The 22137-nt window shown below is 36.1% G+C and carries 19 protein-coding genes and 1 other annotated feature; of the genes, 9 read left to right on the forward strand and 10 right to left on the reverse strand.

Going from position 1 to position 22137, the window contains the following annotated elements; genetic code table 11:
• The first annotated feature begins 227 nt into the window (after window positions 1–227).
• From A9G13_RS07590 to cysB, 7 genes are all read left to right on the forward strand, one after another.
• Entirely contained in the window at window positions 228–4502 is a 4275-nt protein-coding gene (locus A9G13_RS07590; RefSeq protein WP_065556972.1) for an acyl-CoA dehydratase activase-related protein, read from the forward strand.
• 222 nt (window positions 4503–4724) lie between these two features.
• Window positions 4725–4988, forward strand: a complete 264-nt coding sequence (locus tag A9G13_RS07595) for an HPr family phosphocarrier protein (protein ID WP_065556973.1) — start codon at window positions 4725–4727, stop codon at window positions 4986–4988.
• 514 nt (window positions 4989–5502) lie between these two features.
• Window positions 5503–5937, forward strand: coding sequence for a PTS sugar transporter subunit IIA (locus tag A9G13_RS07600; RefSeq protein ID WP_065556974.1), 435 nt, complete (start codon window positions 5503–5505; stop codon window positions 5935–5937).
• The gene (locus A9G13_RS07605) at window positions 5930–7327 is read left to right on the forward strand and encodes a PTS fructose transporter subunit IIC (protein WP_065556975.1); all 1398 of its coding nucleotides are present in this window, start codon (window positions 5930–5932) and stop codon (window positions 7325–7327) included. Before A9G13_RS07600 ends, A9G13_RS07605 begins: the two co-directional genes overlap by 8 nt.
• A 329-nt stretch (window positions 7328–7656) precedes the next feature.
• Complete coding sequence (gene matP, locus A9G13_RS07610; RefSeq protein WP_065556976.1) at window positions 7657–8121, forward strand: macrodomain Ter protein MatP; 465 nt, start codon at window positions 7657–7659, stop codon at window positions 8119–8121.
• Between the two features lie 29 nt (window positions 8122–8150).
• Entirely contained in the window at window positions 8151–10757 is a 2607-nt protein-coding gene (gene topA, locus A9G13_RS07615; protein WP_065556977.1) for a type I DNA topoisomerase, read from the forward strand.
• Window positions 10758–10921: 164 nt separating this feature from the next.
• On the forward strand, window positions 10922–11893 hold the full coding sequence (gene cysB / locus A9G13_RS07620) for an HTH-type transcriptional regulator CysB (RefSeq protein ID WP_065556978.1): 972 nt from the start codon (window positions 10922–10924) through the stop codon (window positions 11891–11893).
• Between the two features lie 38 nt (window positions 11894–11931).
• On the opposite strand, the gene hisIE is transcribed toward cysB, so the two are convergent.
• From hisIE to A9G13_RS07665, 9 genes are all read right to left on the reverse strand, one after another.
• Window positions 11932–12552, reverse strand: coding sequence for a bifunctional phosphoribosyl-AMP cyclohydrolase/phosphoribosyl-ATP diphosphatase HisIE (gene hisIE, locus A9G13_RS07625; RefSeq protein ID WP_065556979.1), 621 nt, complete (start codon window positions 12550–12552; stop codon window positions 11932–11934).
• Complete coding sequence (hisF, locus tag A9G13_RS07630; protein ID WP_065556980.1) at window positions 12546–13322, reverse strand: imidazole glycerol phosphate synthase subunit HisF; 777 nt, start codon at window positions 13320–13322, stop codon at window positions 12546–12548. Before hisF ends, hisIE begins: the two co-directional genes overlap by 7 nt.
• The gene (hisA, locus tag A9G13_RS07635) at window positions 13304–14041 is read right to left on the reverse strand and encodes a 1-(5-phosphoribosyl)-5-[(5-phosphoribosylamino)methylideneamino]imidazole-4-carboxamide isomerase (RefSeq protein WP_065557130.1); all 738 of its coding nucleotides are present in this window, start codon (window positions 14039–14041) and stop codon (window positions 13304–13306) included. The genes hisF and hisA overlap by 19 nt, the downstream gene beginning before the upstream one ends.
• Window positions 14042–14058: 17 nt before the next feature.
• The gene (hisH, locus tag A9G13_RS07640; protein WP_065556981.1) at window positions 14059–14646 is read right to left on the reverse strand and encodes an imidazole glycerol phosphate synthase subunit HisH; all 588 of its coding nucleotides are present in this window, start codon (window positions 14644–14646) and stop codon (window positions 14059–14061) included.
• Window positions 14647–15714, reverse strand: coding sequence for a bifunctional histidinol-phosphatase/imidazoleglycerol-phosphate dehydratase HisB (gene hisB / locus A9G13_RS07645; protein ID WP_065556982.1), 1068 nt, complete (start codon window positions 15712–15714; stop codon window positions 14647–14649). It abuts the gene before it with no gap.
• Window positions 15714–16781, reverse strand: coding sequence for a histidinol-phosphate transaminase (hisC, locus tag A9G13_RS07650; RefSeq protein WP_065556983.1), 1068 nt, complete (start codon window positions 16779–16781; stop codon window positions 15714–15716). Before hisC ends, hisB begins: the two co-directional genes overlap by 1 nt.
• Before the next feature lie 12 nt (window positions 16782–16793).
• A complete protein-coding gene (hisD, locus tag A9G13_RS07655; protein ID WP_065556984.1) occupies window positions 16794–18092 on the reverse strand; it encodes a histidinol dehydrogenase in 1299 nt (432 codons plus the stop codon).
• A 4-nt stretch (window positions 18093–18096) separates the two neighbouring features.
• Window positions 18097–18996, reverse strand: coding sequence for an ATP phosphoribosyltransferase (hisG, locus tag A9G13_RS07660; protein ID WP_065556985.1), 900 nt, complete (start codon window positions 18994–18996; stop codon window positions 18097–18099).
• A gap of 38 nt (window positions 18997–19034) precedes the next feature.
• Window positions 19035–19160 (reverse strand) — a sequence feature (His leader region).
• A gap of 365 nt (window positions 19161–19525) precedes the next feature.
• Window positions 19526–19789 (reverse strand): Lrp/AsnC family transcriptional regulator, encoded by a 264-nt coding sequence (locus A9G13_RS07665; RefSeq protein WP_081301196.1) that lies wholly within the window; start codon window positions 19787–19789, stop codon window positions 19526–19528.
• 109 nt (window positions 19790–19898) lie between these two features.
• Here A9G13_RS07665 and A9G13_RS07670 point away from each other — a divergent pair, with 109 nt between their 5' ends.
• The gene (locus A9G13_RS07670; protein WP_065556986.1) at window positions 19899–20450 is read left to right on the forward strand and encodes a cysteine hydrolase family protein; all 552 of its coding nucleotides are present in this window, start codon (window positions 19899–19901) and stop codon (window positions 20448–20450) included.
• Window positions 20451–20581: 131 nt separating this feature from the next.
• On the opposite strand, the gene A9G13_RS07675 is transcribed toward A9G13_RS07670, so the two are convergent.
• Complete coding sequence (locus A9G13_RS07675) at window positions 20582–20995, reverse strand: DoxX family protein (RefSeq protein WP_065556987.1); 414 nt, start codon at window positions 20993–20995, stop codon at window positions 20582–20584.
• A gap of 139 nt (window positions 20996–21134) precedes the next feature.
• Here A9G13_RS07675 and A9G13_RS07680 point away from each other — a divergent pair, with 139 nt between their 5' ends.
• Complete coding sequence (locus tag A9G13_RS07680) at window positions 21135–22037, forward strand: LysR family transcriptional regulator (protein WP_065556988.1); 903 nt, start codon at window positions 21135–21137, stop codon at window positions 22035–22037.
• Window positions 22038–22137: the final 100 nt, after the last annotated feature.

A 22137-nucleotide genomic window follows, 5' to 3' on the forward strand; every position in this document is an offset into this window, starting at 1 on the left:
GTACTAAGATTTTGTAACAATTTTCCGCTATTATTTTTCTTAAAATATAACCCCTTCTTACAACTAATTATCATAAGAAATGCTTAATTGTGAAAATTATTAATCTGATTATAAAAATCAAAAAGTTTTAGCTTTAATCAACTTAATATAATAAAATTATCAAAAAGAGTTATTTCTAAAACTATATTTATAAGCTAGACATCATTTTTTAAGTGTGAGTTTGTTTTATGTCAAAAATATATAGGCTCGGATTGGATGTTGGTTCAACAACAGCAAAATGTGTCGTTTTGGATGTAAATGATAATTTTGTCTATACCAACTATGTTCGTCATAATACCCATATAGTCGCAACTGTACTTAACTTGCTTGATGAAATAAAGCAGAAGATTGGTGAGGATGCCGTTTTATCAGTTAAAGTAACCGGATCTGCCGGCATGGGGATTTCTGAAAAAGCGGGTATCGCTTTTATACAGGAAGTTGTTGCCGCCTCTGAAGTGGTGCAACGTAAATACCCTGAAGTCCGAACTTTGATCGATATTGGTGGTGAAGATAGTAAGATGATTTTCTTCTTTCCAGATCGACCACCTGATATCCGCATGAATGGGAGTTGTGCAGGTGGAACTGGTGCCTTTATTGATCAGATGGCGACCTTACTTAATACTCCTGTCCAAGACTTTGATCTGCTCGCGCAAAAACATGACCAAATTTTTCCTATCGCTTCTCGCTGTGGCGTTTTTGCTAAAACCGATGTTCAAAACCTAATCAGTCGTAATGTTTCTAAAGAAAATATAGCTTATTCAGTATTGCATGCGGTGTGTATTCAATTAATTAATACCTTAGCACGGGGTTATGACATTGTACCTAAAGTGATGTTAATTGGAGGACCGTTTTCGTTTATTCCAACTTTAGGTAAAGCAGCATTAGCAACCTTAAAGTTAACTGATGAGCAGATAGTCAAAACTGAGCATCCTACGCTATTATCCGCGTGGGGTGCTGCTATCCATCTGTTGGAACGAACTGAATTACCGCTGACTGAGTTGATCCAAAAACTGAATGATTCGACCAAGGTTAAAGTCAACGAGTCATTCCGATTAAAACCACTATTTAATGAAGCCATTTCATTTGAAAACTGGAAGCAGAAACGTAAATATATTGAGATCCCCAGAGTAAATTTGGTCGATTATCAAAAACAAACGGCTTTTTTAGGTATTGATAGTGGTTCAACAACCACTAAAATTACCTTGGTTAGTGAAGATGATGAGTTACTTTTTACTTATTACGCCCCCAATAATGGTCAATCTATTACTGCATTGATCACTGGTTTGACCAAGCTAAAACAAGAGATCGCCGCATCTGGCAACAATATTGTGATTGCCAGAACAGGGGTGACCGGTTACGGCGAAGAGCTGTTAAAAGCCGCTTTTGCTATTGATGATGGTTTGGTTGAAACCATGGCACATTTTGCCGCTGCCAAACATATTGACCCGGATGTTAGCTTTGTTATGGACATCGGTGGTCAGGATATGAAAGCCATTTTTATTGCTAACGGTGTGGTGAATCATATTGAATTAAATGAAGCGTGTTCTTCGGGCTGTGGTTCATTTATTGAAACTTTTGCTAAATCGCTGAATTCTAATACTATTGATTTTGCCGATGCGGCATGTAAGTCCAGTAATCCCTGCGATTTAGGTACCCGTTGTACGGTATTTATGAACTCCAAAGTTAAACAAGCATTGCGTGAAAATGCCACCATGGGTGATATCTCGGCTGGCTTGGCTTTTTCGGTGATTAAAAATGCGATTCATAAAGTACTTAAATTACATGATATGCGCAAGTTAGGCGATCATATTGTGGTGCAAGGTGGTACTTTTAAAAACCCGGCCGTATTTCGAGCTTTAGAACAATTAACCGGCGCCCAGATTGCGAGTTCTAATATTCCTGAATTAATGGGGGCGTATGGTTCCGCTTTAGTAGCTAAAAATCATTACCAACAACAAACTACACCATCGCAATTTATTGGTTTAGATAATTTAGATAAAGCCCTAGATAACAAAGCCAAACCGTCACGCTGTAAAGGTTGTGAAAATAATTGCGATATTATGATTTATCGCTTCGCTAATGGTCAACGTTATTATTCGGGCAATAAATGTGAACGCTTTTTAAGTAATAATCAACATAAAGATAATAATTCATTTAATATGTTTGATTATAAAAATGCGTTGTTGTTTGAGCGGACTGCTAAGTCTAATCCTGAGGCCAAAATCAATATTGGCATTCCTCGCGTTTTAGGGCAATATGAGAACTTTCCATTTTGGCATACTTTATTAACTGAAAGCGGCATTAATGTCACGCTGTCCCCTTATTCGACTCATCGCATTTATGAAAAGGGTGCAGGCACCGTAATGTCCGATAGTATTTGCTTCCCGGCTAAATTGGTGCATGGGCATATAATTGAGCTAATAGAACAAAAAGTAGATCGAATTTTTATGCCAATGGTGGTATTTGAATCAACTCAATTTGGTAATGCCGTCAATAGTTACAATTGTCCAATTGTTAGTAGCTATTCAGAAGTGATGAATAGTGCCATTAATCCGGAGATAAAATATGGGGTGCCATTAGATTATCCGGTAATTAATTTTACTAATATTAAATTACTCAAAAAAGGTTGTTTGGATTATTTACAGTCATTAGGTATTACTAAAAAATTGGCGACTAAAGCCTTTACTGCAGCCTTAGCCGCGCAAGCCGAATTTAAACAAGCTTTATATACTAAAGCAGTTGCTGTGCTTAATGAAGCTAAGCAAACCGGGCGTTATGTGTTTATATTAGCTGGTCGCCCTTATCATAGTGACAGTTTAATCAATCATAAAACCCCTGAGATCTTAAATGCACTAGGTTGCGATGTGATCACTGAAGATTCGGTTTTAGGTTCAATTAATCAATTGTCACCGGAACTGCAAATCTGTTCGCAATGGAGTTATCCGAATCGTTTATATGCAGCCGCTACTTTTGTGGCTGAACAAGCGAATAATGTACAATTTGTGCAATTAAACTCATTTGGTTGTGGTCCGGATGCTATTGTTACTGATGAATGTAAAGCTATATTAGAGTCCAAAGGTAAAACCTGCACCATTATTCGGGTCGATGAAATTACAGCTACGGGCTCAGTACGCTTACGCCTGCGGTCAATTATCGAATCTATTCGTATGAATCGCAATCAACCGCTTAAAATAACTGAACGTAAACAAACGGCCGTGTTTGAAGTGAAGGATAAACAGAGACGAACTATTTTGGCACCGTTTATTTCTGACTTCTATTCACCAATATTATCGCCAATTTTTGCTTTGTCTGGCTATAAACTGGAAACCTTGCCAAAACCTGATAAGAGTTCGGTTGAATGGGGATTAAAATATTGTAATAACGAAATCTGTTACCCAGCTACAATTATTGTTGGCGATATCATTAAAGCGCTACGATCGGGTAAATATAATCGCGATGAAGTCGCTATTGGTATTACACAAACGGGCGGTCAATGCCGTGCCAGTAGTTACCTGTCACTGATTAAAAAAGCGATGATTAGCAATGGTTTTGAAGATATACCGATTATTTCACTCAGTACTGGTAATATTAATGAAATTGAGCAACCAGGTTTTAAAATTAATTGGTTAAAAACGTTGCCAATTACCTTTTTTGCCATGATGTTTGCAGATGCGTTGTCCAAAATGTACTATGCAGTAGCACCTAGAGCCAAAGTAAAAAGGCAGGCTGATCAGCTTAAAGAGTACTATACCCGCAAATTACAACAACTCATTAGCGACCATCAAGGGCAAAAGGCTATCTATACTCTTTTAGCCGAAGCGGTGGATCACTTTAACCAAGTCGAGACATTAAATAAAGAATGTCCACAAATTGGTATTGTCGGCGAAATTTATGTGAAATATAACAGCTTTGGTAATCAACATAGTGTTGAGTGGCTTGTTGATCAAGGTATTGAGCCGGTTATTCCGCCGATGATTGAATTTTTTGCGCAGTGTTTTGTCAATTATGATAGTAATATTGATAATTATCTGTTACCCAAAAATTACCTTTCTTTTGTTCTACACTTTTTTGAAAAAGTAGCCCAAAGATACATTAATAAAACTAACCAAATTTTAGCAAAATTCAAATATTATCAACCATTCCATAATATCCGCGATATTGCTAAAAAAGCGCAACAAATCCTAAATTTGGCTAATCAATATGGTGAAGGTTGGCTGATTCCGGCAGGAATTATGACTTTTGCTGAACATGGAATCAATAACGTGATCAGCTTACAACCCTTTGGTTGTATTGCTAATCATGTGGTTTCGAAAGGCGTCGAAAAACGTATGCGTGACCTTCACCCAAAACTGAATTTATTGTATTTGGATTTTGATGATGGTGCCGGTGAAGTGAATGTTCTCAATCGATTACATTTTATGGTTAGTTCATTAAAGTATACTCAACTGCAAAGAATCGTCTGAGCATATACGAACTAAAAATACTGCTTTATTTAGCATAATATAAATGAGCAGTGTGGCTAGTTTTTTCAAATTATGTACTATTTTTGAGCATAAAATTTGTGTTTTATTCATATAAAACGAATCATTAATACTTGCGAATAAAAATTATTGGTAAAAAAGTGCAAATTTATGATATAAATACTGGCATTTAATTAACTTAAAAATATAAATAAGGAACTAATTATGTTAAAAGAGCAAATGGTAGTTAAAAATGCAACGGGTCTTCATGCACGCCCGGTAACCACATTGGTTAAATTAGCTGGTCGTTATAAATCAACAATTGAACTTGTTTATAATGATAAAGTTGTAAAATTAAAAAGTATGATGGGCTTACTAGGTGCTGGCGTTAAAGGTGGTTCAACCGTGGAAATTATTTGCGACGGTGAAGATGAAAAAGCGGCCATGGATGAAATCCGTGAACTTTTTGCTACAGGTTTTGGTGAATAATATTTAAACCATTGTTGTAATTAGTTTTAAAATTATCATTTCATCGATTATGTTCGGTGAAATGATGCTATAAATGTTTATTAATCCTTCAATATAGTTATTTCACTAACTGATTAAATTGCTATAAATAATTTTCTTATTGCTCTTGGTTAATATATGTCAATACTATTAATTAGTATAGTAATCCAATCAAATTATTATTTACGCTCCTGCATATAAAATCTTTGTGATAAATATTCATTATTTCTATAATCTGCAATTAAATATTTTTTATTATCTAAAAGTATTAAAAAAAATATATATTATGAATTATTAAAATTTTATTCGGTGTAGTTTATTCAACTAAGTTAAATAAGAAGAAATTGGTTACCTGTTAATTTTATGTTAAATTTTCATGAATTAATTAAATAAAATGAGTGTAAGTTTAAATAAATCAATGTATATTTAGGCAATGTTTATAATTTTATAAAATATGTTATCGCATACAACTATTATGAATAATGAGGATATATTTATGGATTTAATACCCGTTGTACCTGTTGAATTATCCGAAGTTTCGTCTACTCAAAAATCATCAATTATTAACTTAATGGCAACTAAAAGTGAGGCTTATCTAACTGATGTCAACAAATTTTCTGCTGATGTGATGTTTCATGAACAGGAAATGGAAACTGATGTAGTTCCAGATATTGCATTGCCTCATGCTAAAAGTAATGCTGTTAAAACACCATTTATTGCTGTAACCAAAAACTTGGAAGGAGTAGTGTGGAATAATAATAATAAAGTGAAATTAATTATTTTAATTGGTGCACCAGAACATGCAAATAAAGAACATTTAACTATTATAGCTAAATTAGCATCTAACTTAGCTATGGATGATTTTGTGGAAGAACTACTTAAGAGTGATATCTATACAGTTGCCAATAAAATTAGAGGGTTATATGAATAATAAAAAGATTGTTGCAATTTGTGCTTGTACTGCAGGGATGGCACATACTTATATTGCTAAGCAAAAAATTGAAAATGAAGCTAAAAAACGTGGCTGGGATTGTAAGGTTGAAACGCAAGGTGCAGCGGGTATTGATAATGTATTAACGGATCAAGATTTAAAAACTGCTGATGTGATCATATTAGCAACCGATATTTCAATTGAAAATGCAGAAAGATTAGAGCCTTTTAAGAATATTATTAAAGTGAGTACTGGAGAAGCAGTAAAAAATACGCCGGATCTTTTTAATCAAGCTGATACTATTTCATCTAAGGGAAATAAAGTCGCTAAAGACAGTATAGGTAAAGAAATATTTAGATCATTAAATACAGGGATTAGTAAATTTTTACCTGTTATTATTGCATCAGGCATACTGTTTTCAATTGTTTTAATGACAGGTAATGTTACTAACGATACCATTTTACCAAGTAACCAGTTTTTTGCCGATTTACAGCAAGTTGCCATTTATGGTTTTGCCATGATGGTACCGGTTTTAGCGGCTTATATGGCTTACTCAATTGGTGGTAATGCTGCCTTAGCACCAGCATTTATAATGGGTTATGTGGTTAATAATCCTATAGGTGCTAATCATGTAAGTACTGGATTTATTGGTGCAATGATTTTTGGAGTTTTGATTGGTTATTTTGTTAAATGGTTCAAGACGGTTAAAGTTCATCCCGTTATAGAATCGGTTATGCCTGTAATGATCATCCCAACCGTAACTTTATTGGTTATGGCACCAATTTATATATATGGTTTATCTTACCCTTTGGATTGGTTTGTTAAAGCGATGGTTGCAACCTTGAAAGGATTGTCTAATGTTAATGCTGCTTTGTTGGGTGTAGGTATCGGGGTATTAGCTGCACTGGATATGGGGGGGCCGTGTAGTAAAGCTGCCACTGCATTTACTTTAGCTGCAATGGCCGAGGGTGTGTATGGTCCGAATGGCGTCTTCCGTATGTGTTGTGCTATTCCGCCATTAGGATTAGCTATTTCATCATTGATCGTTTCTAGATCAAAATATACTAAAGAAGAAAAAGAATTTGGTATTACTGCTTTTTTCTTATCTCTTGCGGGTATTACCGAAGGAACTATTCCATTTGCCGCCAAAGACCCTAAACATGTAATTATTGCTATTGTAATAGGAACTGCCGTAGCCGGTATGTTAGGTATGATTCACGGTATTGAATCATTAGTTGCATTTGGTGGGCTTGTTGCTTTAGGTGGTGTTACTAAAGGTGCTATGTGGTATGTTATTGACATGTTTATAGGTGCATTTATTATTGCAGCAATTTTACATTTTACAAGAAAAACTGCCGTTGAAAGTGAAGACACAGATGTAGTTGAATAATGTTGATAGACAACACCAATTTCGATTGGTGTTGTTATTTTGAAGTAATTTGTGGTGGCATTTATTTTAAAACTACATATTTTTTTAGACATAATAAATAGACAATCAGTTACTATATAACTAACATAACCAATTTGATCTTATTTTATTTTTTTAATACCTTCTAAGCAATAATTTAAACTTTAATTATTATTCTGGATTTATAAAAAGCATACAATTAATAATTGTAGCTTTATAAAATATTTGTAAAATGCAATAAATTTCTTTATTGTGTGTGGTGATTATGCTACAAATAGTTTATTTTAGTTACAGCGTCACATGGTAAGCCGATGAAATATCAACAACTAGAAAATCTTGAATGTGGTTGGAAGTGGCACTATTTAGTAAAAAGGCATTTAGAAGGTGAGCCGATTACTTGTTATATTGAAAAAAGTGCTGCACAACATGCCGTTAATGAATTATTGTTATTAGAACATAATCCAACTGGCGTCGTTGATTGGATTAAACAACATTTAAATCCCGATTTAGATAATCGCATGAAGCAAACAATTCGGGCTAAACGGAAACGGCATTTTAATGCGGAACAACAAAATACCCGCAAAAAATCCATTGATTTGGAATTTCTAGTTTGGCAACGTTTGGCAAATTTAGCTAAACGCCGAGGTTCTACGTTATCCAAAACAATTACGCAATTAATTGAAGATGCAGAGCAGAAAGAGCAATATGCAACTAAAGTATCAACAATTAAAGATGATTTATTGTCATTGCTTGATGTGAACATTGATAATAAATAACACTAACAACAAAATAGATAGGTTTAATTATGGGAAAATCCCTTGTTATAGTGGAATCACCAGCCAAAGCAAAAACGATTAATAAATATCTTGGCAAAGATTTCGTGGTTAAATCAAGTGTTGGTCATATTCGTGATCTTCCGGTAAGTGGTAGTAGCCAACGAGCAGAGAAAACTAGCACAGATAAAGCCGAGAAAAAAGTAAAACGCTCAGAAAAGCAAATCTTAGTCGACCGTATGAGTGTTGATCCATACAATGGTTGGCAAGCACATTATCAAATTTTGCCCGGTAAAGAACGGGTGGTCGCCGAACTTAAAAAACTAGCTCAAGATGCCGATATGATCTACCTCGCTACCGACTTGGATAGAGAAGGGGAAGCCATTGCTTGGCATCTTAAAGATGTGATTGGTGGTGATGATGATAAATACCGCCGAGTAGTTTTTAACGAGATTACTAAAACGGCGATTAAAAATGCTTTTAATCAGCCTTCAATGCTGGATATGGATCGCGTTAATGCTCAACAAGCTCGTCGATTTATGGATCGTGTGGTGGGCTTTATGTTGTCGCCATTATTATGGAAAAAAGTTGCTCGCGGGTTATCGGCTGGTCGAGTACAATCAGTGGCGGTGCGTTTGGTAGTTGAACGTGAACGCGAAATTCACGCATTTATTCCAGAAGAGTATTGGGATCTTTTCGCTGATTTAACCACAGCTAATCAAGAGCTATTAACTTTACAAGTTACTCACTATAAAGATGAAGCGTTTGCACCTAAAGACAAACTTGCTATTGATATTGCTTTATCTGAATTAAAGAAAAGTAGCTATCAGGTTACTAATGTTGAAGAAAAACCAACCAAAAGTAACCCGACGGCGCCATTTATTACTTCTACTTTACAGCAAGCAGCGAGTACTCGCCTTGGTTTTGGTGTTAAAAAAACCATGATGTTAGCGCAACGCCTTTATGAAGCTGGTTATATCACTTATATGCGTACCGACTCTACCAATTTGAGTCAAGATGCTTTGGCTATGGTTCGCAATTATATTGGTAAAAATTTTGGTGATAAATATCTACCTGGTTCAGCAAATATTTACACTAGTAAAAAAGGTTCGCAAGAAGCGCACGAAGCAATTCGGCCATCAGATGTGATGGTATTGGCTGAAAACCTTAGTGATGTCGAAGCGGATGCTAGCAAACTTTACCAATTGATTTGGCGGCAATTTGTGGCTTGTCAAATGACATCGGCTGAATATAATTCGACAACCATAACTGTTAAAGCAGGTGATTTTGTTTTAAAAGCTAAAGGCCGTACTTTACGTTTTGATGGTTGGACTAAAGTACAACCACAACTTAGCAAAAATAATGAAGATAAAATGTTACCCAAGGTGGCGGTTAATGATAGCTTAGATTTACATAGCTTAAATCCGAACCAGCATTTTACTAAACCACCGGCTCGTTATAATGAAGCGTCGTTAGTTAAAGAACTTGAAAAACGTGAAATAGGTCGACCATCGACTTATGCAACCATTATTTCCACCATTCAAGATCGTGGTTATGTTCGCTTAGAAAATCGACGTTTTTATGCCGAAAAAATTGGTGAAATTGTTACTGATAGGTTAAGTGAGAATTTTAACGACCTTATGAGCTATGATTTTACCGCTCGCATGGAAGATGCTCTTGATGAAATCGCCCATAAAAAACAGGAATGGCGAGAAGTTTTAGATCAATTCTTTAGTGATTTTAGTGAACACCTTGAGATCGCCGAAAAAGATCCTGATAAAGGTGGAATGCAATTAAATCCATTAGTTTTAACGCCAGAAATTAAATGCCCTAATTGTGGCCGTGAAATGGGCATTAAAACTGCTGGTACCGGTGTGTTTTTAGCATGTTCAGGTTATGCCTTAGCACCAAAACTGCGTTGTAAGCAGACCATTAATTTGATTCCTGAACATGAAACCTTGAATATTTTAGAAGAAGCTGATACCGCTGAAACTGATGCCCTTAGAGCGCGTAAACGTTGCCCTAAATGTCATACAGCGATGGACAGTTATTTACTTGATAATGAACGAAAACTGCATATTTGCGGTAATAATCCTATTTGTGATGGTTTTATAGTGGAAAAAGGTAATTTTAAAGTTAAAAGTTATGATGGACCAATTATTGAATGTGAAAAATGCGGATCGGAAATGCATTTAAAATCAGGACGTTTTGGTTTGTATATGGGATGTACTAATCCCGATTGTAAAAATACGCGTAAGATCCTAAAAAATGGTGATGTAGCACCACCTAAAGAAGATCCAGTGGATTTACCAGAACTCAAATGTAGTAAATCTGATGCCCATTTTGTATTACGTGATGGTGCTTCGGGAATATTTTTGGCGGCGCATAATTTTCCTAAATCCAGAGAAACCAGAGCGCCTTTAATTGAAGAATTACAGCGATTTAAAGATCGGCTACCGGAAAAGTTCTTATACTTAACCGAAGCCCCAAGTAAAGATATATCTGGTTACCCAACTATTGTCCGTTTTAGCCGTAAATATAAGCGCCAATATATTACTTCGGAAAAAAATGGTAAATCTACTGGATGGGTGATGCATTATGTTGATGGTAAATGGATAAATACTAAAAGTAATATTTAATAAAACTTGAAACATCCGCAAAGATGTTTCAAGTTTTATATTCGGTTTAGTATTAAATAATTTGTCTTTGTTTGTGCTAGGGTGTGAAAGGGATTACCTAGTGAATTCTTGTGGTTTCGTTACTGAAACGGCAAGAATCGGCTAAGGTTAAGGGAGCCTTTATCATGAAATTGCAACAATTACGTTATATAGTCGAAGTTGTTAATAATGATCTTAATGTGTCGTTAACTTCTGAGAAACTCTATACTTCACAACCTGGTATTAGCAAACAGATCAAATTATTAGAAGATGAGTTGGGGGTGCAGATTTTTACTCGTTCTGGTAAACATCTATCTGAAGTAACGCCAGTAGGGTTACAAATTGTTGCCTTAGCTAGAGAAATACTAAATAAATCGCAAGATATAAAAATCATCGCCAAAGAATTTAGTCAGCCTAACCAAGGCTCTTTAACCATTACTACTACTTATACGCAAGCGCGTTATAGCTTACCTAATGTTATTCAACAGTTTATGAAGCAATATCCAAGTATTACTTTGCACATGGAACAAGGATCTTCCAACCAATGCATAGTACAAGCGCAAACCGGGCAAGCTGATTTTGCTATTGTGACTGAACTTGCTAATTTGAGTGATGATATGATTGCTCTTCCTTGTTACCACTGGAACCAAGCGGTGATAGTAATGAAAGATCATCCTTTAGCCAAAAGTAGTTTAATTTCTATCGATGAGTTATCTAAATACCCATTAGTAAGTTATGATTTTTCTAATGACGGATCCGATCTGAATCAAGCTTTCATTAAAGCCAATCAATCCCCTAATATTGTTTTTAGCACTACTGATGCCGATTTGATTAAAACTTATGTCAAATTGGGAGTAGGTGTGGGGATTGTAGCTAAAATGGCGGTAAATAATAATTGTGACGATGATTTGGTTGTTCTCAATGCCGGGCATATTTTCCCGTATAGTACGACTTATGTGGCTTTTGTGCGTTCGTTATTTTTGCGTAGTTATATGTATGATTTTATCAGTCAATTTTCACCACATCTAAATAAGCAAACTATCGATCAGTTGTTGTTATGTGAAAATAATACTGAAGTACTAGCTAGATTTAATGGGGTTAAATTACCGATTTGTTAAATAAAAGTGCGAAATCAATCGCACTTTCTTCTTGATAATTATTTATGTCTGGCTTTTAAAATACCAATCACATCTTGCAATGACAAATCTTGATCTTGTAGTAATACCAATAAATGGTAAATTAGGTCTGCTGACTCATTCTTTAGTTCTTCTTGATCATGAACTGTAGCCGCTAGCGCTGTTTCAACGCCTTCTTCCCCAACTTTTTGAGCAATTCGTTTGGTGCCATCATGGTATAGTTTGGCAGTATAAGAGGATTTTGGATCGGCACTTTTACGTGAAGCAATTAATTGTTCCAGTTCAAATAAGAATCCCCATTCAGTTTTAGTAGATGCAAAGCAACTATTGGTACCCGTGTGGCAAGTTGGGCCAATGGGTTTGACTAAAATTAGTAATGTATCATTATCACAATCTGCACCGATGTTAATAACATTTAAAAAGTTACCGGAAGTTTCGCCTTTGGTCCAAAGCCGTTGTTTGGTGCGGGAATAAAAAGTGACTTTACCACTATCTAATGTTTGGGCTAGGGCTTCTTGGTTCATATAACCCAGCATTAAAACATCACCAGAAACATAATGCTGAATAATAACTGGCATTAGATTATTCACTTTTTGCCAATCAAGTTGTGCTAAGTTTAGTTTTGTGTTTGAATTTAGCATAATCGTATTTTTACTCCATGTTGGGCTAAATATTGTTTAAGCTCACCAATATTGATAATTTGTTTATGAAAAACGGAAGCTGCTAATGCTCCGTCTACGTCAGCTTCATTGAATGCAGCTATAAAATGTTCCATACTACCGGCACCACCAGAGGCGATTAATGGTACGTGGCATACGTTACGTACTGCTTGTAATTGCCTTATGTCATAACCATTACGCACGCCATCTTGATTCATCATATTAAGCACAATCTCACCGGCACCTCGTTGTTGTACTTCTTGTACCCAGTCAAGGGTATTCCATTTAGTGGCAATGGTACGTTTTTCATCGCCAGTAAATTGATAAACTTGATAAGTGTTGGATTCTTGATCATACCAGGTGTCAATACCTACCACTATACATTGCACACCATAACACTCAGCTAATTCGCTAATTAAATCTGGATTGGCCAATGCTGGTGAGTTAATGGATATTTTATCGGCACCAAATGATAGAATTTGTCCAGCGTCAGCAACTGTTTTAATGCCTCCGGCAACACAAAAGGGGATATCGATTACTTCAGCCACTTTAGCCACCCAACTTTTATCCACTACTCGCCCATCAGATGATGCGGTAATATCATAAAAAACCAATTCATCCGCTCCTTCTTCGGCATATCTTTTGGCTAAAGGAACAATATCACCAATAATTTCGTGATTGCGAAATTGTACGCCTTTAACGACTTGTTCATTACGAACGTCTAAACATGGAATTATCCTTTTTGCCAACATGAAATTGCCTCCTGAACTGTAAATTTACCTTCAAGCAATGCTCTGCCTACTATCACACCAGTAACACCACTGTTTTCTAGTGCTTTGACATCTTCTAGTTGACCAATGCCTCCAGAAGCTTGAAAGGCAATTTGTGGGTATTTTTTACTGATTGCTTGATAAAGTTGGATATTTGCACCAGTTAATGTGCCATCTTTAGAGATATCGGTACAAAGCACATGTTTTAAACCATACGGTAAATAATCGTCGATGACTTGTTCTAATGTTTGTGTGGAATCTTCCTGCCAACCATGAATAGCAACAAACTTATTGCCTTTGGCATCAATGCGCACATCAAGTGCTAATACTAAGGCTTCGGCGCCATATTTAGTAAACCATTGTTTAACTAATTGTGGTTGTTTAATTGCAGTGGATCCAATCACAACTCTGGCCGCTCCAGCAGCAAGTAAGGCTTTAACATCATCTTCATTGCGAATACCGCCACCGATTTGCACCGGAACTTGCACACCACTGATAAGTGATTTGATTAATGATATTTGCCGTGCTTTAGGATCTTTAGCTCCGGTTAAATCAACAAGATGTAATAGTTTTGCACCTTGTTGTTCGTAATTTTGTAGACGTAATAGGGGATCGTTACCATAATCACGTTGTTGCTGATAATCACCCTGATGTAATCGTACTACCGTGCCATCAATTAAATCAAGCGCAGGGATAATAATTGGGTAAACCGCCATTATCATATCTCCAAAAAGTTTTTCAGTAATGTTGCACCGACGGTGCCAGAACGTTCGGGATGAAACTGAACGCCGTAAAAGTTGTCTTTTTGCACGGCAGCAGTAAAGTTTTCGCCGTAACTGGTTTCTGCAATAGTTGCTGAGCATAGTGGTAATGCGTATCCATGAACAAAATAAAAATAAGCACCATCAGGAATATCTCTGAAAAGATGATGCCCGGCTTTAGGGTAGACTTTATTCCATCCCATATGGGGTAATGGTAAGCCATAGTCAGGGATCTTGATCACCTTTTCGTGAATAATACCTAAGGTATTAACATTACCTTCAGTACTGTGATCGGCTAGCAGTTGCATACCCAAGCAAATACCTAAAACAGGTTGAGTGCAAACTTTGATTAAGTCAATTAAATTACGTTGCTTTAGTTTTTGCATAGCAGCGGATGCGGAACCGACACCTGGTAAAAATAGTTTGTCAGAATTCAGTACCACATCAGGATCAAGGCTGATTATTGGTCGGTAGCCTAATCTTTCCACGGCATATTTGACTGATGCCAAATTAGCACAGCCAGTGTCGAGGATGACTATCTTCATCTACAGTACTCCTTTTGAGCTAGGTAACTGATTACTTTCAATTTTAATCGCTTGCTTTAAGGTTCGAGCAAACGCTTTAAATAAACTTTCGATTTTATGGTGATCATTGTCACCTTCAGTTGCAATATGCAGTGTTATTGCCATAGCGTAACTGATGGAATAGAAGAAATGTTCAACCATTTGCGTACTCATGTCACCCACTTTAGGTGTTATAAACTGTGCAGAAAACTTGAGGTATGGACGACCTGAAATATCCATTGCACATTTGGCTAAACATTCATCCATTGGGATCACTGAGGCATAACGGGTAATGCCGCGTTTATCACCAAGTGCCTTTTTTAAGGCTTCCCCTAAAGCGAGTCCGGTATCTTCGATTGTGTGATGATCGTCGATATGTAAGTCGCCTTTAACTTGGATATTGAGCTTTATACCACCATGCGTAGCTATCTGATCTAACATATGGTCAAAAAAACCAATACCGGTATTAATTTTGCTACCGCCTTGGCGATCAAGCCAAACTTCAACTAGTATCTTAGTCTCTTTGGTATTACGTTCAACTTTAGCATAACGATCGTTGGTCGTTAAGCGTTGAGCAATTTCATTCCAATTTAGACTTTCAGGATGATAATGTAAGCCTTTTATTTGCATATTTTCAGCTAGTTGCATATCGGTGACCCTGTCACCAATAACATAGCTGTTATCTTTATCCAATTTACCACTGGTCAAGTAAGGCAACACTAATGTGATTTTAGGTTTTCTGCATTCACAATTATCATCAGGAAAGTGTGGGCAAATAAGGACTTGTTCAAAGTTAACTCCCTGTGATGCCAATATTTGCATCATCAGATTATGTGGGCCATCAAAATCTGCTTGCGGATAACTATTTGTACCTAGACCATCTTGATTGGTGACCATTATTAATTTATAGCCAACTGCTTGTAGTTTTAGCAGTGCAGGAATCACATTAGGTTCAAAAGCAAGTTTATCAAAGCGGTCAACCTGAAAATCAATAGGTGGTTCGGTAATTAAAGTACCATCACGATCAATAAATAAGTATTTTTGTAACATTATTGCTCCTGGTTAATCGCTTTTAATGCTGAAATTACAGCTTCACACTCGGCTTGAGTGCCAATGGTTATACGAGTCATATTATTAATACCGGTTGATTTGCTCTGATCTCGTAAAATAATTCCCTGATTCCATAATTTATTAAAGACGTCTTTTCCATCCTGAAATTTAACACATAAATAATTTGATGCACTAGGATAAACTTGTTCAACAGTAGCTAGTTTTGCCAGTGCATTAGCAAATTTCTGTTTTTGATTATTCATATTTAGCACATGCAACTTCATATTGTTAATGCCTTCTTTACTTAATGCTTGCGCGGCAATATCAGCGACAGGTACCGCTAATGGATATGGTGCAATCACTTTTTGTAAGGCATCAATAACCGGTTTATTAGCAATGGTAAAACCACAACGCAAACCAGCTAAAGCGTAGGCTTTAGATAAAGTTCGTAAAATAACTAAATGTGGGTAATTTACTAACCAAGTTACCACACTAGCTTGTGGTGAAAACTCAATATAGGCTTCATCAATTACTACCAATGCTCGATCTTTTGCCATAGTCAGTAAGGTTTTAATGCCTTCTGGGTTAATTAAATTACCGGTTGGATTATTCGGTGAACAAACATAAATTAATTTAACTGTATCGAGATTGTTTTTAATTCCTTCAAGATCGAGCTGCCACTCAGCATTAGTGGGTACAGTTTTAGTTTTGATACCAAGTGTTTCGGCACTAACTTGGTACATACCATAAGTTGGCGGACAATATAAAATGCTATCTTGCTGTGGTTCACAAAAAGCCCGCATTAGCAGTTCAATTGCTTCATCAGCACCACGGCTAACTATCAGTTGTTCTGGTTTAACACCGGCATACTGTGCATAACGAGTAATCACAGATTCTGGTTGTGGTTCGGGATAACGATTTAAGGTTTGCTGGGTTAATTCAAAATGTGGCGCCACCGGATATTCATTGGCGTTGAGCCATACATTGCCATTACCGCCAATACGGCGAGCCGATTGGTAGGGTGTTAACTGTTGTACATTTTTCCTGACTAATTGATTAATATCCATTTTCCCCCCTAATTATGCTTGTTTGGCTTTTAAGACTGCTAAACGAAGGGCAACAGCTTGCTTATGTGCTGTCAGTTGTTCTGCTTGCGCCATCAGTTCAACGGCATTGCCAATGGCTGTTAATCCATCGGGTGATAATTTTTGCACTGTCATGCGTTTTTGAAAGTCAGCCAGTCCAAGACTAGAATAGGTAGCAGTGTAACCGTAAGTAGGTAACACATGATTGGTGCCAGAGGCATAATCTCCTGCTGATTCTGGCGACCAATCACCTAAAAATATTGAACCGGCACTGTTAATTTTATTAACCAACTCATCGGCATTACTGGTTTGGATAATTAAATGCTCTGGTCCATAACGGTTGCTGATACTAACGCATTGTTCTAGATCTTGTGTGACAATTAAGCGACTTTGTTCTAGTGCTTTTTGTGCAATATCTCGTCTTGATAATTGTGCTAATTGATTATCAACCTCAACGGCGACGGCTTTAGCCATCTTTTCATCTGGCGTTAATAAAACAACTTGTGAATCAGGCCCATGTTCTGCTTGAGATAATAAATCCGCGGCTATAAATGCTGGATTAGCCGAACTATCAGCAATCACCAGCACTTCCGAAGGGCCGGCTGGCATATCAATTGCCGCGCCATCAAGGCGTTGACTGACTTGGCGTTTGGCTTCAGTAACGTAAGCATTACCCGGACCAAAAATCTTATCCACTTTGGGTACGGACTCAGTGCCGAGAGCCATTGCTGCTATAGCTTGAGCACCTCCAAGTTGATAAATTTCCGTTACCCCACAAAGTTCAGCGGCATATAGAATTTCGTCAGCAATTGGTGGGGGTGAACATAAAATGATTTTACGGCAACCGGCAATTTTTGCTGGTGTGGCTAGCATTAATACCGTTGAGAATAGTGGGGCTGAACCACCAGGAATATACAGACCGACAGAATCAATGGATCGAGTCACTAACTGGCATTGTATACCGGGCATTGTTTCCACGGTAATAGTTTGTTTAACTTGCGCTTGATGAAATTTTTCAATATTAGCAACCGCTAATTGCATTGCTTGTTTTAATTCTGCATCAACACGACTTGTGGCTAATTTAATTTCTTGTTGGGTAAGTTTGATTTGTTTGATTTGTACTTTATCAAACTTATTGCTTAAGGCTTTTAAGGCTTCATCACCATTTTGTTTTACTTGCGCTAAAATATCTGTCACCGCTTGACTAATTGAGCCAGATGCCGCCACAGCCGGGCGAGTTAATAATTTTGCTTGTTGTTGATCATTACATTGTTGCCAATAAGAAAGTTGCATATTATTACTCCATCATTTTTTCGATTGGTAGTACTAAAATTGAGCTAGCGCCCAGGGCTTTAAGTTTTTCCATAGTTTCCCAAAACAGTGATTCACTGCTAACCATATGCAGAGCAACTCTATTTTGTTCACCGGTTAATGGCAAAATGGTTGGGTTTTCAGCGCCGGGTAGTAGTGCCACAACTTCGTCTAATACAGCTGTTGGCGCATGTAACATAATATATTTGGATTCTCGTGCCTGAATCACTCCTTGCATACGTGTCATCACTTTATCGATCAATGCTTGTTTAGCAGGGTTCATTTCACCTTGACGTTGAATTAAACAGGCTTTTGATTTATAAATCACCTCGACCTCTTGCAGACCATTAGCTTCTAAAGTTGCCCCGCTAGACACTAAATCACAAATTACATCAGCCAGCCCTGCTCTTGGTGCTACCTCAACCGAACCGTTAAGTAAACAGGTTTTAAATGTCACATTATATTGAGCTAAATAGCGGCGAAGTAGGTGAGGGTAAGTAGTAGCGATACGTAGGTTATTGAGGCATTCAGGGCCGGTATACTCAAAATCACGTGGTGCGGCAATAGATAACCGGCAACCGCCAAAGTCTAAACGGCGTAGTTTTTTATATTGAGGATTTTCCCCTTCAGCTTGTCTATCGAGGACTTCCTCTTCTAAAACATTTTCACCTACAATACCCATATCAACAACGCCATCAATAACTAAACCAGGAATGTCATCATCACGAACACGTAAAATATCAATAGGCATATTTTCAGCAAAAGCAATTAAACGTTGTTCTTGAAGATTGATTTTAATACCACATTGAGCCAGTAATTTTTTTGACTCATCACTTAAACGACCAGATTTTTGCATAGCAATGCGTAAACGTGAATTATCCAACATATTATTCTCCAACTTATCCAAAAAATGTATAAACCACAAACAAAAAACCCTCGGAAGCTTGACCTTCCGAGGGTTTTCTATTTGCTTTCGCGTTATCACCGGAAGATCAAATGTCTTCCAGCACCAAACGCCCGAAGACTATTCAGGGATGATGATGGTGATGATGTTTAATAACTGAAACGCAAAAACAATTCATAAAATACAAACCATTAATTAAATATAAACACAAACTAGTGAACAAAATATAACAGAAATTGATTACTCGCAACTCTTTTTTTATTATTAGTTAAAAATTCACCTAAATATTTGTAATAACGTTAATTTAAAATATTTAAGAAGGTATTGGTTATTTGAATACAATATCAATGTAATAATTAAATAATACCGATTATCACATTAATTAAATAAGTGCTTTCAATTGGTGATTAACTTTATATCGACAGTAGGGCTCGATTTTTTCGATGAATACTGATAGATTTTGTGGGGTAAAACTGCTTTTTATAAAATAGCAACCCTCTCCCGTAATCTTTTAAAATTCAAGAATTTCTTGGAAAGATTTAACGATTTTTTCAAATAATTCAAATTGGTTGGAATTCATAAAAATAGTAATAAATTGGGTATATTCTGTTTTTTCCTTAATTGTGAACTTTTCAATAATATTATTTGCTTGCAGTTCATATACTCGCTGTCCAACGGCTTGTCCAGATAAAAATACTTTGTTGCCAATTTCTTTCCATGATTGGCGGCTGTTAATTTTGAGTTGATCTAAAATAGCGCGATCTTTTTTATCCATATTATTTCACCATGAAAGCAAGTAATAAAGATTGCTTTCAATTGACTATGTTAGTGATTGCATGATTATCGCATAATTATAAATAGAAGCCTAACGCAAGGAAAATCAAATGAAACAAGCCCTAATTATTATTGATGTGCAAAACGACTATTTCCCTAATGGAAAATATAGTTTAATTAATAGCGAAGTAGCATTACAAAATACCTTAAAATTGCAACAATATTTTCGTGTAAAACGCTTACCGATTTACTATATTCAACATATCAAATCCGATCCTAATGCAAATTTTTTTGTTAAAGGCAGTCATGGCGCTAAAATTCACCGTAGCTTATTACCTATTTACCCACACGAATATATTATCCCAAAAGCCTTTCCCAATAGTTTTTACCAAACTGAATTACAACCAAAATTACAACAGGAAAACATCGAACAACTGGTCATTTGTGGCATGATGAGTCATATGTGTGTTGATTCAACTACCCGCATGGCATGTGAACTAAATTATCAACCAATACTAATTCATGACGCCTGTGCTACACGCGATCTACTGTTTGACGATAAGCTTATTCCTGCTCAAACAGTACATAACAGTTTTATGTCTGCCTTAACGGTTTTTGCAGAAGTTGTAAGTTGCAAAAAGTTTGCCGGTATCGAAATTTAAGTAAAGTAATTTTCGTTTTTGGCATAATAAAAATATAATTATTAAAAAGTTAAGAAAGATATTCATTAGATGGTGGATACCTTTCCTTTAATATAATTAATATACTGATTAATAGTTATATATAATTAAAGTTATGCTTTAGTAAGTTTTCGTTGTTTAAGGTAGAAAACACTAAATCGTCCACTACCTAATAATGCCAAACTAATTGATGTTAAAGCCATAAATGCAGGGTATTCCCAGCCACCACCTGTATTACTAAATGACCATCCATTAGCTGAGTGAATAAAACTAATTACTATCATTTGGAGAACGGCTAATGAACTGATAACACGAGTTAAAATACCCAACAGTAATAACGCTCCGCCACCAATTTCAAAAAGTATAGTTAAATAACCCATAAATCCCGGAAAACCAAGTGATTCAAAATATTGTGCTGTTCCTGATGGGGTAAATACAAGTAATTTAGTTAGCCCATGAGCTAAAAACATAAAACCTAAAGCGATTCGTAACCCAAGTGATGCAAAGTCTGTTTGATATTGTTTCATTTTATCTTCCTATAAGTTTAAAAATTATCGACAAAAAATAATTGTTATCATAATAAAAGTTATTTTTTTATGGATAAATAAGATATTATGTGATTTATTGTCCTATTAATTGGGATAATTCTTAAAATTGGTCATGAAAATGAATCGAGCTAACAAGTTTTTAGAAATGACGGTATTTATTACAGTCGTTGATTGTAACAGTTTTATAGAAGCCGCTGATAAATTAAATATATCTAAACAAGCTGTTTCACGTTATATTCAAGCGCTGGAAGAACGGTTACAAGTAAGGTTGTTGCAACGTTCAACGCGTAAAATGGTAGTCACAAATGAGGGACAAAGTTTTTATTGGCAAGCGAAAGCAATAATTAATGCAACTGAAGAGGCTGAAAACTCGTTAAGTTTGGATCAAGCTAGTCCACAAGGAATCTTACGTGTTAATGTCCCGGTTAGTTTCGGAATTTTACATTTAGCACCTTTATGGCAATTATTTCTCAATAAATACCCACAGATAGAATTAGATTTAACTCTATCTGATCGTGTTGTTAATTTGCTAGAAGAAGGTTACGATTTAGTAGTTCGCATAGGTAATTTGGAAAATTCGTCGTTAATTAGTCGCAAATTGGCCACCACTAGGATGATTGTTGCTGCTTCTCCTCAGTATATAGCCCAATATGGTATGCCAATGCATCCTAATGATCTCCGTCAGCATAAAATCATTATGTATAGTCATTGGGCAAGGAAAGAACAATGGGGGTTTTGGCAAAATGGTAACTATAACTCGGTTAATTTAACTGCTAATGTTTATTGCAATAATGGTGATTCATGCCGTCAAATAATATTACAAGGAGGAGGCATTTCAAAACAACCCGATTTTATTATTGGTCAGGATATTAAAGTAGGCAATCTGGTTGAAGTTTTATCAAATTATACAATTGAAGATTATAATATTTATGCTATTTACCCTAGTCGAAAATTATTACCACTGCGCACCCGTTGTTTAATCGATTTTTTAGTAACTGAACTACAGAATCAATCTTGGTAATTTTAAATATATTTTATCAACTCCTTTTTCTATTATTTGAGTTTTGTTTTTATTAGCTAAAGTTATACAATTAAAAATTATTACTTTATGAGCTTTAATT

This window comes from Gilliamella sp. wkB178, assembly GCF_001690705.1.
GTDB lineage: Bacteria > Pseudomonadota > Gammaproteobacteria > Enterobacterales > Orbaceae > Gilliamella > Gilliamella apicola_K.

Coding starts and splice junctions, on each gene's coding strand:
- topA (WP_065556977.1), top strand. CDS start 8,151: ATGGGAAAATCCCTTGTTATAGTGGAATCACCAGCCAAAGCAAAAACG.
- hisF (WP_065556980.1), bottom strand. CDS start 13,322: ATGTTGGCAAAAAGGATAATTCCATGTTTAGACGTTCGTAATGAACAA.
- hisG (WP_065556985.1), bottom strand. CDS start 18,996: ATGTTGGATAATTCACGTTTACGCATTGCTATGCAAAAATCTGGTCGT.
- A9G13_RS07670 (WP_065556986.1), top strand. CDS start 19,899: ATGAAACAAGCCCTAATTATTATTGATGTGCAAAACGACTATTTCCCT.
- hisB (WP_065556982.1), bottom strand. CDS start 15,714: ATGTTACAAAAATACTTATTTATTGATCGTGATGGTACTTTAATTACC.
- cysB (WP_065556978.1), top strand. CDS start 10,922: ATGAAATTGCAACAATTACGTTATATAGTCGAAGTTGTTAATAATGAT.
- hisC (WP_065556983.1), bottom strand. CDS start 16,781: ATGGATATTAATCAATTAGTCAGGAAAAATGTACAACAGTTAACACCC.
- hisIE (WP_065556979.1), bottom strand. CDS start 12,552: ATGCTAAATTCAAACACAAAACTAAACTTAGCACAACTTGATTGGCAA.
- A9G13_RS07590 (WP_065556972.1), top strand. CDS start 228: ATGTCAAAAATATATAGGCTCGGATTGGATGTTGGTTCAACAACAGCA.
- A9G13_RS07675 (WP_065556987.1), bottom strand. CDS start 20,995: ATGAAACAATATCAAACAGACTTTGCATCACTTGGGTTACGAATCGCT.
- A9G13_RS07595 (WP_065556973.1), top strand. CDS start 4,725: ATGTTAAAAGAGCAAATGGTAGTTAAAAATGCAACGGGTCTTCATGCA.
- A9G13_RS07600 (WP_065556974.1), top strand. CDS start 5,503: ATGGATTTAATACCCGTTGTACCTGTTGAATTATCCGAAGTTTCGTCT.
- A9G13_RS07665 (WP_081301196.1), bottom strand. CDS start 19,789: ATGGATAAAAAAGATCGCGCTATTTTAGATCAACTCAAAATTAACAGC.
- A9G13_RS07680 (WP_065556988.1), top strand. CDS start 21,135: ATGAATCGAGCTAACAAGTTTTTAGAAATGACGGTATTTATTACAGTC.
- hisD (WP_065556984.1), bottom strand. CDS start 18,092: ATGCAACTTTCTTATTGGCAACAATGTAATGATCAACAACAAGCAAAA.
- A9G13_RS07605 (WP_065556975.1), top strand. CDS start 5,930: ATGAATAATAAAAAGATTGTTGCAATTTGTGCTTGTACTGCAGGGATG.
- hisH (WP_065556981.1), bottom strand. CDS start 14,646: ATGAAGATAGTCATCCTCGACACTGGCTGTGCTAATTTGGCATCAGTC.
- matP (WP_065556976.1), top strand. CDS start 7,657: ATGAAATATCAACAACTAGAAAATCTTGAATGTGGTTGGAAGTGGCAC.